Source organism: Campylobacter sp. IFREMER_LSEM_CL1085 (assembly GCF_025772235.1).
GTDB lineage: Bacteria > Campylobacterota > Campylobacteria > Campylobacterales > Campylobacteraceae > Campylobacter_D > Campylobacter_D lari_D.
Genome location: NZ_JAKMRU010000007.1, coordinates 1 through 15,672 on the forward strand (window position 1 = coordinate 1; position 15,672 = coordinate 15,672).

Below are 15,672 nucleotides of genomic sequence, written 5' to 3' on the forward strand. Positions count from 1 at the left end.
GTATTTTCTTGTGCGTTAAAAACTTTCTTTTCATAATACAAAATTTCTTTTTCTATTTTTAAAGCGTTAAATTCTTTTGCTATTGTTTCTATAAGTTCATTTTCTTTTATATTTTTATAAACTATATTTGCTTTTTTATTTATAATATCCCAAAGCTCTTTAAAATCTTTAGCTAGATTTGAATTTATTTTTATTTTTTTATTTTCTTTGTTTGCATTTATGATTTGCTTGTATTTATTTTGGGAGTTTTCATTAAGAATTTTTAATAAAACTTCAAATTTATCACCTAGAAGTTCTTTAATCTCATCATTATCTTTTATGTTTTCATATATAGGAGATATTATTTCATAATTACTTTGTTCTTCATTGTAAGTGATTAATTTTAATTTTTTTAAAATATAGACCAAATCATTAGCTAAATCTATATTCAAAAGATTTTCTAAAAAACTTTTTTCTAATATTTTATTATCAAAAGCAAAACTAGAATTTGTAATTTCCTTTTGCAAATTTTCTATATAGTTAAATTCTCTTGCACTAACTAAAATATCAAGATAATTAATATCATAAAATTTGCTATCATTAAAATCTAAATAACTATGGGTAATTCTTTTGCCTTTATCATTTACACAAAGTCTAAGTCCACGACCAACTTGTTGGTGTATGCTAATTTGCGAAGAAGAATTTGAAAGTTTGGTAAGGGTAAAAATATTTGGATTATCCCAGCCTTCTTGCAAAGCCCAAACACTAAAAATAAAACGCAAAGAAGTGTCAAATGAAAGTAATTTTTCTTTATCTTCTAAAATAAGTTTAACCCCGTAAGCTTCTTTTTCATCAGCACTCCCTTTATCGCCACTAAAATAACCTTGATGGACTTTTAAATTTCCATCTTCATCAAAATCTTTTTCCAAATATTCTCTATAAGATTTGTCTATTTTAGTTTCAAGTATTTGTTTTCTTTTTTCTTTATAAAGCTCTTCAAATTTATTTTTTATAAAAGGATTATCGCCTCTAAAATCTAAAATATTTGGTATAAAAAATAAGCTTAATGCTTTAATATTTTGTTTAAATAATTTTTCTTCTTTTTCAAAGTGTAAATTAATAGCATTTTGCAAAAGCCCTGTGATTTCTTCTTCACTTAAAACATAACTTTCTTTTTTTTCTATGATAATATCATTATCAAAATACGCTTTATTTTCTTTTACACTTTTTAAAATAGCATTATTTAAAATTTGACAACTATCGCCTTTTTTGATTTTTATTTCTTGTTCTATGCCATTTGAAAAATAAGTAAAAGTAACTAAATCTCTTTTATATTCTTTTAAAAAAATATTTTTATTTTGAGTTCCTAAAGAACTTACTCTAACTTGCTTTACAAGATATTCTTTAAATGCCGATATAGAATCAAGACAATATACTAAATTGCTAAGCTCATAATCTTTTTCTTTTGGAAAAGTAGCTCCAAAACGAAAATAAATAGAATTTAATCTAGAAAAATACTCATTAAAGGCTTTACCTTTAAGCAAATGTGGTTCATCTATAATACTAATAGGCTTTAGATCTATGATATTTTCAAAAATACTTTTTGAATTAAATAAATTTTCATTGTTTTTGTTTAATATATTATCTTTTTTATCTATAGCACTATTTGTTAAAATCAACACTGAAAGCTCATCTTGATTTTTTATATAATGACTGATGATAGAATTTTGGCTTTTTGCATCTGTATAAAAATAAGCTTTTATGTGTTTTTTATACTGCACATAAAAATATTCTCTAGTAAGATCTATGTTTTGCTTTACGCTTTCTAAAATTGCTTTTCTTGGAACAAAAATAATGAATTTATTTTGTTTGTAAATTTTGTTAAGCTCAAAAATCAAATTTAGATAAGTAAAGGTTTTTCCTGTACCTGTTTCCATTAAAACATCTAAATTTAACTTATCGGTGATATTTTGTACCGGCAAGATTGTGGTTTTATAAAATTCTTGCAAACATTCTTTTAAATTATCTTGTTTTTTAAAATCAAAATCTTTTAAAAGCTCTATGATGTTGTTTATGCACTTTTCTTGATATTCTTGTTTTTCAAAAATCATTTTTTTCCCTAACAAAAACTAAAAAGACATTCTAACAAATTTTAACTTAGAGTTTAAACCCGCAAAAGCGGGTTAAATTTAATAAATCGGAGTTGCTTCAACAATAGCAGGAGCAAAGAAAAATAACTCTTTTAACTCTATCGGCACAGAAGGATTTACAGTGCAATCATCTAAGCCAAAACGATTTTCTATAGGTACGCGCGCTTCATAAAAGGTACTCATGCATTTTACCCCGCCATGAGTTAAAGATCTAATTTGTACAGCTGAACTTGTAGTAGGCATGATAGAAAAAACCGTTTGCATTTGCCCATCTTGTAAATCTTGCTTGCAAGATTTCACTCCAAAAGATTTTTCACTTAAGACAGCTAAACACACATCAGCACCTCTAGGGTTTATAAACTGCACATAGCCAAAAGGGCGTTGCACGGCATATCTATCTTTTTGTTTTAACGCATCGCTAAGAATTATCTCTTTTAAAAACCAATTTTGCTCTTCTAGTTTTTCAGAGCTATATCTAAAAGGACTAAGTGAAATTCCTGTTTCTAAAGATCTTATCGCGAACATAGGTGTAAAATCTTCTAAATCATCAAATAAAACTTCAGCTTTTAAAAAACTTAAAATAAAGCAAAATAAAATACAAATTTTTCTCATCATCTTCTCCTAAGGTCTTCTAAAATTTACAGGAAAATGATCCGAAGCTAAAAAAGTCCTAAGTCCTGCTACAGCTAAGATTGCAAGAATTCTAGGCGGACTATATAAAGATGTAGTGCTTGAATTTCCCGTAATCGCATAATCAATTGTATTGCCACCTGTTTGTGTAAAAGAAGGAGGTGCGACTATATTAATGCGAGATCTTAAATCCGGATCAATTAAATTTACAATAGTCCCAGGAGGTCTGTTGAAATCCCCTAAAATCATCCAATTAACCTGTGGCATATTCCTAAAGTGCATATCCACAGCACTTATAATAGCCCCTGCATCATTACCACCTCTTGATAAAGCGTGTATGCTAAAAAACGCATCATTTCCTATACGAATTCCTATAATAGGCCTTGAAGCAACGGTTGGAGGCGGTAAAACTATCACCTCATCAGCTCGCGTTCTACTCACAATAGCCATATTTACGCGATTTGCCCCAACATCAACTCTTGAGTAGTATATATAAACTGAATTTGGACGACTTGATGAGCCCAAATTCCACTCATACTCATGAATAGGAATGCCAACTCCCACGGGTTGAACTTGTCTTGGCGTCATTATAGCAGTACTTGGTAAAACTCCTGCTTCTTGAACAGCCAAAATATCCATAGGATTAGCACCGGTTACAAGCTGTCTTATACTAATATTCCACTTACTTTCGGTAGAAGCTGATGCACCTTGTAAATTCCAAGTACCGCTATTATAATTTTCCAAAGCAGCAAATAATAAATTAAAACTAAAAATCAAAAATACTATCTTTTTCATCATCACTCTCCCGTATAAGCATAAGGCGATCTTGTTTGAAAAGCAGGCGCACTAATGCTCCATTGTCTATCTAAATTTTTTTCTTTTGATTTCAAACAAGGTGTCAAATAAATACTATAATAGTCAAAATAAAATTCCTCCATTACATTTCCAACTGTCGTTTGTATACATTGTTGTGTTGCAAAATTTTGAATTTGATAAGCACCATTGCTCATAGGATATAATCTCCAAAATTGTGCAAAATTTGTCTGATCGCAAGGATAATGTACTATACCATTACCATAAGCATTTAAGCAAGTTAAAGTTTTTGCATTTTTAATCATCACAGTATTATTTGGAAATTCAATGAGTTGCCACACTCTTGCATCACCAAAAGATTTACTATCAAATAAATTATACCCCCATATCCAATTGCCTGGATTTAAAGCCCAAACCGTTAATGCAGCTCCATTTGGGTTCATAATAGTTACAAAATCGCTTACAAATCCTATATTTTCATACAAAGCATTTGAAGTAAATCCATTGCTTGATGTAAGCCTTGGTAATGGTCCTTTTACAGCATTATCTCCTTTAAAAGTATTGACTTTCATAAGAGGTGGCTCAAGTGGTATAGCTGGGATTTTCTTACCTTCCACTAAAGTTGGTGTTTTTTGTTTAGCCGGTGGAGTTGGATTTTTACCTATTTTCAAAGGATCTCCATCGCTAAATTCCCCAAAAGAACGCCCTAAAGGATTGATTTCTTTAGAAGAACATCCAACAAAAAAAGTTATAAATACACTCAATATCATCATAAATCTAAGTTTTTGCATATTCTCTCCTTAAAAAATGTAAATTTAAATATATTATCATAATTTTAAATAAATTTTGATAGAAAATATCATTTAATAAAATCTTCTTAGATTAATCAAATATTTTAAAAATGAATTGTTATAATTTTATTAATTTTAATCTAAAAAGGAAAAATTATGGATATTGTACAAAGATTTATAAATTACACTAAGATTAATACCACTACAAGTAGAGAAAATGGCGCCAAAGGCATTATGCCATCAAGCCCTAATCAAATGGAGCTTGCAAAATTACTTGAAAAAGAATTACAAGAACTAGGTTTAAAGGACATCAAAAGAAGAGAAAACACCATTACCACAGCTCTTTTACCAGCAAACACTCCAAATGCTCCTAAAATAGCCTTTTTTGCGCATTTAGATACAAGTATGGAACAAACTAATGATACCAAAGCACAAATCACTAAGTATCAAGGTGGGGATATATGTTTAAATAAAAACTTAGATCTTTATTTGAAAGAAAGTGAATTTAAAGAGCTTAAAAACTACATAGGAGATGATATTATCCACACTGATGGCACAAGCTTGCTTGGAGCTGATGATAAAGCAGCTATTGCAGCTATTATGGATATGCTTGAATTTTTTGTTAAAAATCCTGATATTAAGCATGGTGATATTTATGCTTGCTTTTTACCTGATGAAGAACAAGGTTTAAGAGGGGCAAAAGCTTTTGATATAAAAGAAATTAATGCTGATTTTGGATATTGTTTAGATTGTTGCGAGATAGGAGAGTTTATTTATGAAAATTGGAATGCAGGAGATTGTGAAGTAGAATTTATAGGAAAATCTGCTCATCCTATGAGTGCTAAAGGAAAATTAGTTAATTCTTTACTTTTAGCACATAAATTTATCTCTATGCTTCCAAATGGCGAAGCACCTGAATACACAGAAAATAAAGAAGGATATTTTTGGGTTAAAGAACTCAAGGGAAATAGCGCTAAAACTATTTTAAAAATAGATATTAGAGAATTTGATGATGAAAAATACAAACAAAGAATGCAATTTTTACAAGATTTAAACGATAGTTTTAAAAAGCTATATGGAGAAGAAAGAATTAACATTAAACTTAACGATCGTTATAAAAATGTCTTTAATAGTCTAAAAACAACCAAATCTTTGCCTATTAAACTTGCTTTACAAGCTTATGAAAATTTAAATATCAAAACTAAAATCATTCCTATGCGTGGAGGATACGATGGAGCGGTGCTTTCGGAAAAAGGCCTACCTTGTCCAAATATCTTTACTGGAGCACATAATTTTCACTCTATTTATGAGTATTTACCTGTTAAATCTTTAAAAGCAGCAAGCAAAGTTATACAAGAAATCATCATTCTAGCCGCAAAATAAATTTAAGCCTTTTAAGGCTTAAAATTATAATAACACAAAAGCAATTACAACCACCGAAACAACACAACCCAAAGCAGTTCTTTTAACAATTTCTAAAGGACTAACCCCGGCTATAGCTGAAACGATGATACAAGCTCCTAAAATAGGCGAAAGGTATCTTCCAAGCACTGCTGACATTGCCACTGCAGTACCAAGTTTAACTTGATCAAAACCAAGATCTTGAGCATGAATAGTTACAGCCTTGTTAAATGCCATAGCAGCAGCATCACCGCTACCTGTAATCATAGCCATTAAAAATGGTATAAAAGTTCCACCAAAACGCACATAATGCTGTTCATTTTTAAGCCATTCTATGATAATATCAATTACACCGCATGCTTTTAAACCCGCAACAAAAACACTAGCAGCTATGATAATCCCTATAATCTCTGCATAAGATTTTCCCATGCCATTGAAAAACTCTTTAAAAATATTATCAGGCTTACTCATAGTTACCACCAAAGCTATAATCGCCCCTAAAAGCATGGCTTCAGCAACTCCAACTTGTTTTGTCCATGTTAAAAACTCATAATCATTTAAAGGACTTGCGCCTATGATTAGCACAATTAAAGGCACTAAAGGCATAAGTGCATAAAATACATTTACTTTTTCAATATTATCTTCAGTCTTGTTTTGATTAGCCACTTCAAAAACTTGCCCTTTTTGATAATCTTTAAAAATCACTGCCATAATCATCAAAGAAATCATCACTATCACTCCTGCTGTTAATGCATTTGGAGTTTGAGTTAAAACAATTTCTTGTATATTTTTCCCTGAAATTCCAGAAATCAAAGCCGTATGAGAAACACCTGGACTTAAAATTCCTCCTATAGTTCCACAAAGCACTGTTGCTGCTGCCATGGCAGGTTTTATACCCGAAGCCATTAAAAGTGGTATTAAAGTCGCACCAACTGCAGCTGAACATCCTGCCGCTGAAGGTATAGCTATAGCGATAAAAAAAGTCACCATAAAAGCAAGTGGGATTAAGAAAAATCCTACATTTTTCAAAGGTGTTGTAAGTATTTTAACCAAATGTTTATCACATTTAGTCACTTTCATCACAAAAGCAAAGCCCATACTCGCACAAATTGCCTTAATCAAAGCAGGTTGCACCATAGCATGTGTAAAAGCACTCAAAGCTTCAATGGGCTTAAGTGAAATCAAACATAAAATAAAACCAACACTAATTAAAGCTGTTTTTGTTTCTACTTTTTTAATAAGCAAATAAACCACAGCCACAATACCAAAAATCGCAGCTAAAAGATAAAAAGTTTGCATTTTTCTCCTTTAGATTTTAGTTATTTGATTGACTTTTAAATATTCTACATTAAAAGGATGACTTAGCTTTAACACATCATGATAACCTATGATTTTTAAGCTATCATCTTGCACTTTTAATGCAGAACCCTCCGGTATAGCATAAACAATGTCTTTTGGATTAGTTAATAAAAACTCTTCCAAACGCTCTTCTCTACTTTCTCCGTTGTGTCCAGGAATTTTCCCGCCAATAAAATGTGGGTTGATTTGACAAGGAAAAACCCCTAAACTATCAAAACTTTTTGGCATAACAATAGGCATATCATTAGTTGTTTTTATGCTAAGGCCTGCTATGTTAGAACCTGCACTCCAACCTATATAACAAGCCCCTTTTTCAATACACTCTTTTAACACTTCAAGCAAATCGTTTTCATATAATTTATGCAAAAGCATAAAACTATTGCCACCACCTACTAAAAAAACCCTTGCATTTAAAATCGCTTCTTTTAAATTTTCAAAATGGTGTAAAGATTTGATATTATCTTTTTTCAAGCCTTCTTTTACCCTAGCTTCATAAGCATCATAAGTCCTTCTAACACCTGCATAAGGTATAAAAAGAATTTCTTCATCTTTCATGGAATTTTCTTTTAAAAAATCATCTATAAATTCTCTAGTATGACTTAAATAAGCACTATCTTTATAGCCAGAAGCACTAAAAAGTAAAAGTTTTGACATCATTCTTTCCTTTAAAAAAATTAATCAAAACTATAATTTTAATATTTAAAAAATGAAAAAACAATTTAGTAATAAAAAAATATTGTATTACTTGTGTTAGAATTTAAAAAAAGGAAAAAACATGAAAGAAATTTTAATAACAAACGATGATGGCTATGAAAGTGAGGGTTTAAAAAAGCTTATAAAAATGCTAAGAAAGCATTTTAAAGCTAAAATTACCATAGTAGCTCCTGCTAGTGAAAAATCAGCATGCTCACACTCCATAACACTAACTAAGCCTTTGAGATTTCATAAGGTTGGTAAAAGATTTTACAAGCTTGATGATGGCACGCCTGCAGATTGTATTTATCTAGCTTTACATGCTTTATATAAAAAGCGTTTGCCTGATCTTGTCATAAGTGGAATTAACAAAGGTGCTAATGTAGGCGAGGATATAACCTACTCAGGAACTTGCGCAGGTGCTATGGAAGCAGTACTTCATGGAATTCCCGCCATTGCTTTATCGCAATTTTACAAAGATAATCAAAAAGAGCTTGATTATAAACTTGCTTTAAAACTTACTAAAAAAATAGTCAAAAATATCTTTGAAAAAGGCTTTCCTTTAGATAAAAAAGAATTTTTAAATATCAACTTTCCTTCTAGCAAAACAGCCTTTCAAGGCTTAAAAATTTGCAAAGCAGGTAAAAGAATTTATAGCTATAAAGCACACTCAAATACAAATCCAAGAGGTGTAGAATACTACTGGCTAGCTGCTGCTAATCTTGATCATGAAAATGAAAAAGATTCAGACATAGCACTTTTAAAACAAGGCTATGCCACAATAACCCCTATAATGCTTGATCTAACAGCTTATAAACAAATGAAAAATCTCAAAAAATGGATGAAAAATGGATAGATACACGCGTATAAAATGGCTTATTAATGAAGAGAATTTTATCAAAATTCAAAACACTAAAGTTTTAGTTTGTGGACTTGGTGGAGTTGGTGGAATTTGTGTTGATGCGCTTTTTAGAAGTGGCTTTAGTAATCTAACTTTAATTGATGCGGATAAATTTGAAACTACTAATCAAAACCGCCAGCTTCATAGTGAAAATATAGGCGAAGAAAAAGCTAAGGTTTTTGAGCGTATTTACAATGCTAAAGGTATAGTCAGTAAAATCGATGATGAGTTTTTGAAAAGTTTTAATTTGAGTGAATTTGATCTTATCATCGATGCGATTGATGATATACCTGCTAAGGTTGCTTTGGCTAATTTACTTGATTTGAAAAAGCAAATTTTTATCTCATCAACCGGTGGAGCTAGAAAGCTTGATCCAACGCGTATTAAAACGACAAGCATATTTAAAACACATGGCGATGCTTTAGCTAAAAAATTCCGCTATGAACTTAGAAAATCAGGCTTTAAAGGGGATTTTGATGTGGTATTTTCAGATGAAGAAGCCCATTGTAAAGATCTTGGCTCATTTATGGGTGTAACAGCTTCTTTTGGACTTGCTCTAGCTTCTTTGGCTTTAAGGAAAGTGCTTGATAAGAAAGCTTGATATAAAAGACTTAGCTCCTTGTATCAAGCTTTTTAAGCAAAGCGTATCCATTCTTTGTAAAAATGATTATACAAAAGAACAAATTCGTGCTTGGATTAATATAAACCAAAAAGCTTGGGAAGAAAAATTTCAAAATCAGCTAGGTTTTATTTATGAAGAAAAAGGCCAAATTGTATCTTTTATAAATATAAATTTAGAAGAAAAAACACTCGATCTTTGCTTTACTCATGCAAACTATGCTCATCAAGGTTATGGTAAAGCTTTATTGGAATTTGCTCTTAAAAACTACCCTTATAGTGAAATTTATACTTTTGCTAGCCTTAGTGCTAAAAATTTCTTTTTAAAAGCAGGATTTAAAATCATCAAAGAAAACATTGCTATAAGAGATCAACAAGAATTAAAAAATTTTTTCATGAAAAAGAAAATAAAACGATTTTAAAAAAGCAAACAAAATGCATTTTATCTGCTTCTACTTTAAAATTTTTAATGTCTTAATTACACTCAATAAAGGTATTATAAAAGATAATAATAAATTTTTCACTACAAAGATAAAAATTATAAATATCATCAAGCTAAGTAAAAACACAAACTGGAATTTAAAACAATATAGACAAATTGTAGGTTTTATAAAAAGTAACAAAATTTACGCTTTTGTCTTAAATATATAAATGTAAATGATTAAAAAAGCTTTACCTAAGAGAAGAAGTAGTAAAACTATATCTAGATCAATTATAAACAAGGATTTTATATGTTAGCTTTAAGCACTCATCTTTTTTTGGCTATTTCTTTGATATTACTTTCATTTGATAAAGTCAAAATTTCGTATATTTTTTTACTCTTTTCAGTCTTGTTGGGATATGTATTTAAAATTATAGATATAACTTTTATAGTGATTAATGTATTAGTTTTTATAACGGCTATATTGTATCAGTATAAAAAAATTTTCATATTAGAAATAGCATTATTTATCTATGCTTTAGCTTTATTTCTTCATTTTATCCCTGGTGTAAATAACATCAAAGTTTTAGATCAAGTTTATGCAAGCACAAATAGCGCACCTTTTAATCTTTACTTTAGTATTGACAAGCCACTAGGGGTTTTTATACTTTTTATACTTTTTCCTATTTTATTTAAAAACACAAACTACACCAAAGCTTCAGTGCTAAAATGGAGCTTATTGCTTTTATCTCCTATTCTTTTGCTGTGCGTGCCTTGGTATTTGGGTGTTATCAAACTAGAAATAAGCATACCATCATGGATTTTATATTTTTTATTTTCAAATCTTTTGTTAGTTGCTTTAGTAGAAGAAGCTTTTTTTAGAGGTTATCTCCAACAAAGACTTACACAATTTATTCACCCCAATCTTGCTTTATTAATCGCAAGCATAACTTTTGGATTAGTGCATTATAAAAGCGGTGTTTTGATGATTGTATTTGCTAGTGTTGCAGGCGTGATTTATGGCTTAGCTTATAAACACTCAAAAAGCTTATGGATGAGCGTATTGTTTCACTATGGATTAAATTTAATCCATTTGATATTTTTTACCTATCCATTTTACTTAAAACATTAGCGATTATAGTTTTCTAACTAGAAAAAATAAAGGATGATAAGTCAAGGTATTTTGAAATTCTTTTTCATAGTTTTTTAAAAATGCCTTGCTTATAAAAAATTTATCACTCAAAGCATTTACTCCGCTTAATTTCAAATGCCTAAAAAGTTCCAAAGTATGATCAAATTTTAACTCTTTTAACTCTTCTTTTGTTTTTATGATCTTAAAATTTTTAGAAAGCTTTTGCCTAATTTGCTCTAAAGTTAAATACTCAAGTGATAAATTAGTGCTTTGTTTTATTTGAGTGAAATTTTTTTCTCCAAAAGTAGAAAAAAGCAAAATCCCATTTTTATTTAGCATGCTTGCAAAATTTTCTAAAAGCTCATCTATCTTTAGCCACTGCATACAAGCATTGGAAGCTATAAGATCAAATTTTTTCGTATAAAAATGATGATTTTTAAGTTCATTCATATCAAAAACACCAAATTCATCAAACTTACAAGGATTTTCAAAAGGATAAATATCATTTAAAAAATAATGCTTAAATTTAATACACTCTTGCAAAGCCTTACTAAAAACCCCTACTCCACAGCCAAACTCAAATACCGCTTTAAAATCGCTCAAATCATTCTCACTAAGCATTTTACAAAGCTCTTTAACCATGTCTTTTTGCACTGGTGTATTTGCGCTATAAGTATCTTTTGCTCTTATGAAAGTTTGCAAAGCTCTTCCCAAGTGTGGTATTTAAAAAATGCAAAATGTGGCTCATCGATAAACATTGCCTTTTCTTTGAAAAAATTTAAAACATGCTTTGGTGGAAAGATTTTATCCTCTTTGCTAATTATGGCTTTATCCCAAGTGAAATTTTCATTTAAGTTTTTAGTGCAAAACTCATATAAACTTAAAAGTTCTGCTTTTAAATACTCGTTTTTTTCAAAGTAAAATTCATCACTTAAACTCATTCTTTTTTCAAGCAAATTTGCTTTAAAATCCTCTAAAGCAAATCTTTTTATCGTAAGTTTAAAAATGGCTTTTTTAATCCCAAATTCATCATTTATAGGTAAATTTGTGCCATTTATGGCTATTTTTTTATCAAATTTCATATCTTTTAAAATTTTACTCGCTATGCAAACTCCCATAGAAAAGCCAACAAGAGTGATTTTTTCAAATTTATTAAGATCAAATTCCCAACCAAAACTCGTATAATCATACACCATTAAAACATTTACATCACTTTTTAAATGCGTAAAATGGCTAAAATGCGAGCAAAACCCTGAAAAAAATAAAATCAACTCAGATGAATTTGCATTTTCATGTAAAAAATGAGTTTTCAAAATACCTCCAAAACCTTTTTTAAGTCTTTTTTCACTAAACCAGTATGCAAAGAAAAGCGAATTCTAGCTGTATTTTTAGCTACGGTTGGCTCTTTAATAGCAGGTGCAAAAATACCATTTTCTAAAAGCTTTTGTGAAATTTCACTAGCTAGTGCATTTTGCCCTAAAATAAAAGATATCACATAAGCCTCGCCTAAAACTGCACCTTTACTTGCTAAAGCATTTTTAAACCAAGTGCTTAACTCTAAAAGCTTTTTTCTTTGAGCATTAAATTCATGCAAATGCTTAAAAACATGTAAAGTCCAAGCTACATTGATAGGCGCAATAGCAGTTGAGTATATAAAAGCTCTTGCTTTGTTGATAAAAAAATCTTTTTCATTACTTATCATGCAAGCTCCCATGGAAGCTATGGCCTTACCAAAGGTAAAAACTAAAAAATCCACTTCTTTTTCTAAGCCTAAAAATTTCACATAACCCAAACCATCATCTCCAAAACAACCTATGCTATGAGCTTCGTCAATATAAATTTTGATATTTTTAAACTCTTTTTTTAAATTTATGAATTCTTTTATAGGCGCAAAATCTCCATCCATGCTAAATAGTGCTTCACTTACGATGATGATATTTTCAAATTCTTTATAATGCTTTTGCACTAAGCTTTGTAAATGCTTTATATCATTGTGTTTAAATCTTATAAATTTAGCCCCACCAAGCCTTAAACCATCAATAATACTTGCATGCACTTGCTTATCTGCTAAAAATAAAGTATTTTTAATGCTTGCTAAAGCTTGCAAACAGCTAACATTTAAGGCATAGCCGTTGTTAAAATGCAAGATTTTTCTGCCTAATTTAGCTTCTAAAAAGCTTTCAAATTCATCAAAAATAGCATAATTTCCACTCAAGCTTCTTGAACTTGAACTAGAAAATTCAAATTCTTTTAAATGTGTTAAAAAATCTTGTTTTAATGCTTTTTCATTGCTTAAATTTAGATAATCATTGCTTGCTAAATTTAGCATTTTTTGCCCATTATAAACGACATATTTTCCCTCATGTTTTAATGAGCGTAGAATTCTAAAATTATCTTGTTGTTTTAACTCATCTAAAATTTGTGCAATTTGCATTATTGTTTAAGCCTTGCGTAAGCTTGACAACCTAAATCATCTTTTAAATCACAAGCTTTACCAAAATATTCTAAAGCCTTAGAAGTGTCTTTTCTAACGCCTTTTCCAAGTGCATATATAGCTCCGAGATTAAAACAGCCATTTCCATTATTTAAGTCGCATGCTTTTTGATATAATTCTGCTGCTTTAAAATTATCCTTTTTTACACCTTGTCCATTTGCATACATGAAACCAAGATTAGCACAGCCATTTCCACTATTTAAATCACAAGCTTTTCTAAGATATTTTTCAGCTTTTACATAATCACCATTTTCATAGGCTTTAATTCCTTTTTCAACCAAATCCTCTTGCGAGTATGCAAAATTTAAAAATAAAATCGCCAAGATAATCAATACTTTTTTCATACTTTATCTCCAAATTCAAGATAAAAAACTAATTATATAAATATTTTCTAAATAATCCTTTTTCATTTTAAAGCATAAATTTGAGTAAAAATTGTAGTATTATTAGTAATAAAAATCAAAGAAGTAAAAATGAATTTAAAAGAACTAGACTTAAAACACATTTGGCACCCTTGCACGCAAATGAGCGATCATGAGTTTTTACCTTTAATACCTATAAAAAAGGCTAAGGGAGTGTATTTGTATGATTTTGATGAAAAATCCTACATAGACTGCATTAGCTCTTGGTGGGTAAATATCTTTGGCCATTGTAATGAATATATCAATGAAAAAATCAAAGATCAACTTCAAAATTTAGAACATGTCTTGCTTGCAGGCTTTTCACATGAGCCTATCATAAAGCTTTCACAAAGACTTTGTGAGCTTTTACCTTTTGATAAATGCTTTTTTGCAGACAATGGTAGTTCAGCCATAGAAGTGGCTTTAAAAATGAGCTTTCAATACCACTTAAACAATGGCTCTAAAAAGGATAAATTCTTATCGCTTAGCAATTCTTACCATGGAGAAACCTTAGGTGCATTAAGCGTTGGCGATGTAGCGCTTTATAAAAAAACCTATGAGCCTTTACTTTTAAAAAGTGTCACAACGCCTGTGCCAACAAGCAAGGACTATACAAAAGAACTCGAAATTCTAGAAAGCATTTTAAAAAATCATCATCATGAAATTTGTGCTTTTATACTTGAACCTTTACTTCAATGTGCGGGCAATATGCATATGTATGAGCTTGGGTATTTAGATGAGGCAGTTAAACTTGCTAAAGATTATGGCGTGCAAGTGATATTTGATGAGATAGCCACAGGTTTTGGACGCACAGGGGAAATGTTTGCGCTTGATTATTGCTCACAAAGCATTGATTATATATGTCTTTCTAAAGCTATCACGGGTGGGTATTTACCGCTTTCAGTGGTGCTTACTAAAGATGAAATTTATGAGAAATTTTATGATAGCTATGAGAGCCAAAAGGCCTTTTTACACTCTCACTCTTACACGGGTAATGCCCTAGCTTGTGCAGCGGCTAATGCGACTTTGGATATTTTTGAAAAAGAAAATATCATCACAAAAAATAAAATCAAAAGTGCTTTTATAAAAACTCAATGGGAGAGTTTAAAAGAATTTGACTTTTTAGGAAATTTTAGAAATTTAGGCATGGTAAGTGCATTTGATATACAAAAAAGCAAATATCAAAGAGCAGGACTTGAAGTCTTTCAAAGAGCCTTAGAAAAAGGCTTGCTTTTAAGACCACTTGGAAATACAATTTATTTCATGCCACCATATGTTATAAATGAAGATGAAATTGCTTATATAGTGCAGTCTTTAAGAGAGATTTTCAAGGATTTTTGAAAGTTTTTCACACACTTTATCATCAAATTCTATGATAGGAATTTTAGCGTAATTGCTTATAAAATCCTTGCTAAAAGTATCTTGAGTTTTTAAGATTAAAGCAAGGATTTTAATATCTCTTTGTTTTAGTGCTTCTATGCTTAAAAGTGTGTGATTGATACTTCCTAGATAGTCTTTTGCGACTAAAATCGTAGGGTGCTTAAACGCACTCATATAATCAATCATTGTTTTTTCATCATCAAGGGGCGAAAAAAGCCCGCCAGCTAGCTCGATGATGAGTTTATCACTTTGTGGAATTTGTATATCAAAGGCTTTATAATTTAAATTCTCTAAAATCCTACCTTTGTGCGGTGAAGCAGGAGTTTGTAAAAACACACCTTCTTTGAAAATCTTAGTTTTTAGGCTAAACTCAGCTACTACCTCACTATCTTTTGGCGTGCCTGCTTGGATAAGCTTAAAATAATCAAAACCCAATTCTTTACAAATTCTAGCACTTAGATAAGTTTTACCAACATCTGTGTCTATACCGCTAATGTATATTTTCATTT

General features: G+C 30.2%; 17 protein-coding genes and 1 pseudogene. 7 read left to right on the forward strand and 11 right to left on the reverse strand.

Annotated features, from left to right (window positions below):
• The 4 genes from L8W56_RS03970 to L8W56_RS03985 form a co-directional block, all read right to left on the reverse strand.
• Positions 1-2,090 (reverse strand): DEAD/DEAH box helicase family protein (locus L8W56_RS03970; protein ID WP_263659503.1); only part of this gene is annotated, 2,090 nt, incomplete at its 3' end.
• Positions 2,091-2,168: 78 nt separating this feature from the next.
• The gene (locus tag L8W56_RS03975) at positions 2,169-2,741 is read right to left on the reverse strand and encodes a cytolethal distending toxin subunit A (RefSeq protein WP_133319530.1); all 573 of its coding nucleotides are present in this window, start codon (positions 2,739-2,741) and stop codon (positions 2,169-2,171) included.
• Between the two features lie 9 nt (positions 2,742-2,750).
• Positions 2,751-3,554, reverse strand: coding sequence for a cytolethal distending toxin subunit B family protein (locus tag L8W56_RS03980; RefSeq protein WP_133319572.1), 804 nt, complete (start codon positions 3,552-3,554; stop codon positions 2,751-2,753).
• A gap of 2 nt (positions 3,555-3,556) precedes the next feature.
• A complete protein-coding gene (locus L8W56_RS03985) occupies positions 3,557-4,363 on the reverse strand; it encodes a cytolethal distending toxin subunit A/C (RefSeq protein ID WP_133319529.1) in 807 nt (268 codons plus the stop codon).
• A gap of 156 nt (positions 4,364-4,519) precedes the next feature.
• Here L8W56_RS03985 and pepT point away from each other — a divergent pair, with 156 nt between their 5' ends.
• Positions 4,520-5,746 (forward strand): peptidase T, encoded by a 1,227-nt coding sequence (gene pepT / locus L8W56_RS03990; RefSeq protein WP_133319528.1) that lies wholly within the window; start codon positions 4,520-4,522, stop codon positions 5,744-5,746.
• Positions 5,747-5,770: 24 nt separating this feature from the next.
• Here pepT and dcuC read toward each other — a convergent pair whose 3' ends face one another.
• Positions 5,771-7,063 (reverse strand): C4-dicarboxylate transporter DcuC, encoded by a 1,293-nt coding sequence (gene dcuC, locus L8W56_RS03995; protein ID WP_263659504.1) that lies wholly within the window; start codon positions 7,061-7,063, stop codon positions 5,771-5,773.
• A gap of 9 nt (positions 7,064-7,072) precedes the next feature.
• On the reverse strand, positions 7,073-7,777 hold the full coding sequence (gene pepE / locus L8W56_RS04000) for a dipeptidase PepE (RefSeq protein WP_263659505.1): 705 nt from the start codon (positions 7,775-7,777) through the stop codon (positions 7,073-7,075).
• Between the two features lie 121 nt (positions 7,778-7,898).
• Here pepE and surE point away from each other — a divergent pair, with 121 nt between their 5' ends.
• The 5 genes and pseudogenes from surE (at position 7,899) to L8W56_RS04025 (ending at position 10,888) form a co-directional block, all read left to right on the forward strand.
• Complete coding sequence (gene surE / locus L8W56_RS04005; RefSeq protein ID WP_133319525.1) at positions 7,899-8,672, forward strand: 5'/3'-nucleotidase SurE; 774 nt, start codon at positions 7,899-7,901, stop codon at positions 8,670-8,672.
• The gene (locus L8W56_RS04010) at positions 8,665-9,318 is read left to right on the forward strand and encodes a ThiF family adenylyltransferase (protein ID WP_220566570.1); all 654 of its coding nucleotides are present in this window, start codon (positions 8,665-8,667) and stop codon (positions 9,316-9,318) included. Before surE ends, L8W56_RS04010 begins: the two co-directional genes overlap by 8 nt.
• A complete protein-coding gene (locus tag L8W56_RS04015) occupies positions 9,302-9,757 on the forward strand; it encodes a GNAT family N-acetyltransferase (protein WP_263659506.1) in 456 nt (151 codons plus the stop codon). Before L8W56_RS04010 ends, L8W56_RS04015 begins: the two co-directional genes overlap by 17 nt.
• A pseudogene (locus L8W56_RS04020) lies at positions 9,747-10,053 on the forward strand (hypothetical protein); the annotation flags it as partial. The gene L8W56_RS04015 and the pseudogene L8W56_RS04020, both read left to right, overlap by 11 nt.
• Before the next feature lie 13 nt (positions 10,054-10,066).
• Positions 10,067-10,888 carry a CPBP family intramembrane glutamic endopeptidase gene (locus L8W56_RS04025; protein WP_263659507.1) on the forward strand — a complete coding sequence of 274 codons (822 nt, stop codon included), beginning with the start codon at positions 10,067-10,069 and terminating at the stop codon, positions 10,886-10,888.
• Between the two features lie 3 nt (positions 10,889-10,891).
• Here the strand turns inward: L8W56_RS04025 and L8W56_RS04030 are convergent, their stop codons facing one another.
• From L8W56_RS04030 to L8W56_RS04045, 4 genes are read right to left on the reverse strand one after another with little or no spacing between them, the layout of a single operon-like run.
• On the reverse strand, positions 10,892-11,590 hold the full coding sequence (locus L8W56_RS04030) for a methyltransferase domain-containing protein (protein WP_263659508.1): 699 nt from the start codon (positions 11,588-11,590) through the stop codon (positions 10,892-10,894).
• On the reverse strand, positions 11,575-12,201 hold the full coding sequence (locus L8W56_RS04035; RefSeq protein ID WP_263659509.1) for a pimeloyl-ACP methyl esterase BioG family protein: 627 nt from the start codon (positions 12,199-12,201) through the stop codon (positions 11,575-11,577). The genes L8W56_RS04030 and L8W56_RS04035 overlap by 16 nt, the downstream gene beginning before the upstream one ends.
• Positions 12,198-13,322, reverse strand: a complete 1,125-nt coding sequence (locus tag L8W56_RS04040; protein WP_263659510.1) for an aminotransferase class I/II-fold pyridoxal phosphate-dependent enzyme — start codon at positions 13,320-13,322, stop codon at positions 12,198-12,200. Before L8W56_RS04040 ends, L8W56_RS04035 begins: the two co-directional genes overlap by 4 nt.
• Complete coding sequence (locus tag L8W56_RS04045) at positions 13,322-13,726, reverse strand: tetratricopeptide repeat protein (protein WP_220566565.1); 405 nt, start codon at positions 13,724-13,726, stop codon at positions 13,322-13,324. The genes L8W56_RS04040 and L8W56_RS04045 overlap by 1 nt, the downstream gene beginning before the upstream one ends.
• Before the next feature lie 129 nt (positions 13,727-13,855).
• On the opposite strand from L8W56_RS04045, the gene L8W56_RS04050 reads away from it, so the two are divergent.
• Positions 13,856-15,124 (forward strand): adenosylmethionine--8-amino-7-oxononanoate transaminase, encoded by a 1,269-nt coding sequence (locus tag L8W56_RS04050; protein WP_263659511.1) that lies wholly within the window; start codon positions 13,856-13,858, stop codon positions 15,122-15,124.
• On the opposite strand, the gene bioD is transcribed toward L8W56_RS04050, so the two are convergent.
• Positions 15,098-15,670: a dethiobiotin synthase gene (gene bioD / locus L8W56_RS04055; protein ID WP_263659512.1), complete on the reverse strand. Its 573-nt coding sequence runs from the start codon at positions 15,668-15,670 to the stop codon at positions 15,098-15,100. The two genes, L8W56_RS04050 and bioD, sit on opposite strands and share 27 nt — an antisense overlap.
• Positions 15,671-15,672: the final 2 nt, after the last annotated feature.

Bases quoted from the DNA above. Each gene is read 5' to 3' on its own strand.
- L8W56_RS03975 (WP_133319530.1), bottom strand. From the start codon at position 2,741: ATGAGAAAAATTTGTATTTTATTTTGCTTTATTTTAAGTTTTTTAAAA.
- L8W56_RS03980 (WP_133319572.1), bottom strand. From the start codon at position 3,554: ATGAAAAAGATAGTATTTTTGATTTTTAGTTTTAATTTATTATTTGCT.
- L8W56_RS03985 (WP_133319529.1), bottom strand. From the start codon at position 4,363: ATGCAAAAACTTAGATTTATGATGATATTGAGTGTATTTATAACTTTT.
- pepT (WP_133319528.1), top strand. From the start codon at position 4,520: ATGGATATTGTACAAAGATTTATAAATTACACTAAGATTAATACCACT.
- dcuC (WP_263659504.1), bottom strand. From the start codon at position 7,063: ATGCAAACTTTTTATCTTTTAGCTGCGATTTTTGGTATTGTGGCTGTG.
- pepE (WP_263659505.1), bottom strand. From the start codon at position 7,777: ATGTCAAAACTTTTACTTTTTAGTGCTTCTGGCTATAAAGATAGTGCT.
- surE (WP_133319525.1), top strand. From the start codon at position 7,899: ATGAAAGAAATTTTAATAACAAACGATGATGGCTATGAAAGTGAGGGT.
- L8W56_RS04010 (WP_220566570.1), top strand. From the start codon at position 8,665: ATGGATAGATACACGCGTATAAAATGGCTTATTAATGAAGAGAATTTT.
- L8W56_RS04025 (WP_263659507.1), top strand. From the start codon at position 10,067: ATGTTAGCTTTAAGCACTCATCTTTTTTTGGCTATTTCTTTGATATTA.
- L8W56_RS04040 (WP_263659510.1), bottom strand. From the start codon at position 13,322: ATGCAAATTGCACAAATTTTAGATGAGTTAAAACAACAAGATAATTTT.
- L8W56_RS04045 (WP_220566565.1), bottom strand. From the start codon at position 13,726: ATGAAAAAAGTATTGATTATCTTGGCGATTTTATTTTTAAATTTTGCA.
- L8W56_RS04050 (WP_263659511.1), top strand. From the start codon at position 13,856: ATGAATTTAAAAGAACTAGACTTAAAACACATTTGGCACCCTTGCACG.
- bioD (WP_263659512.1), bottom strand. From the start codon at position 15,670: ATGAAAATATACATTAGCGGTATAGACACAGATGTTGGTAAAACTTAT.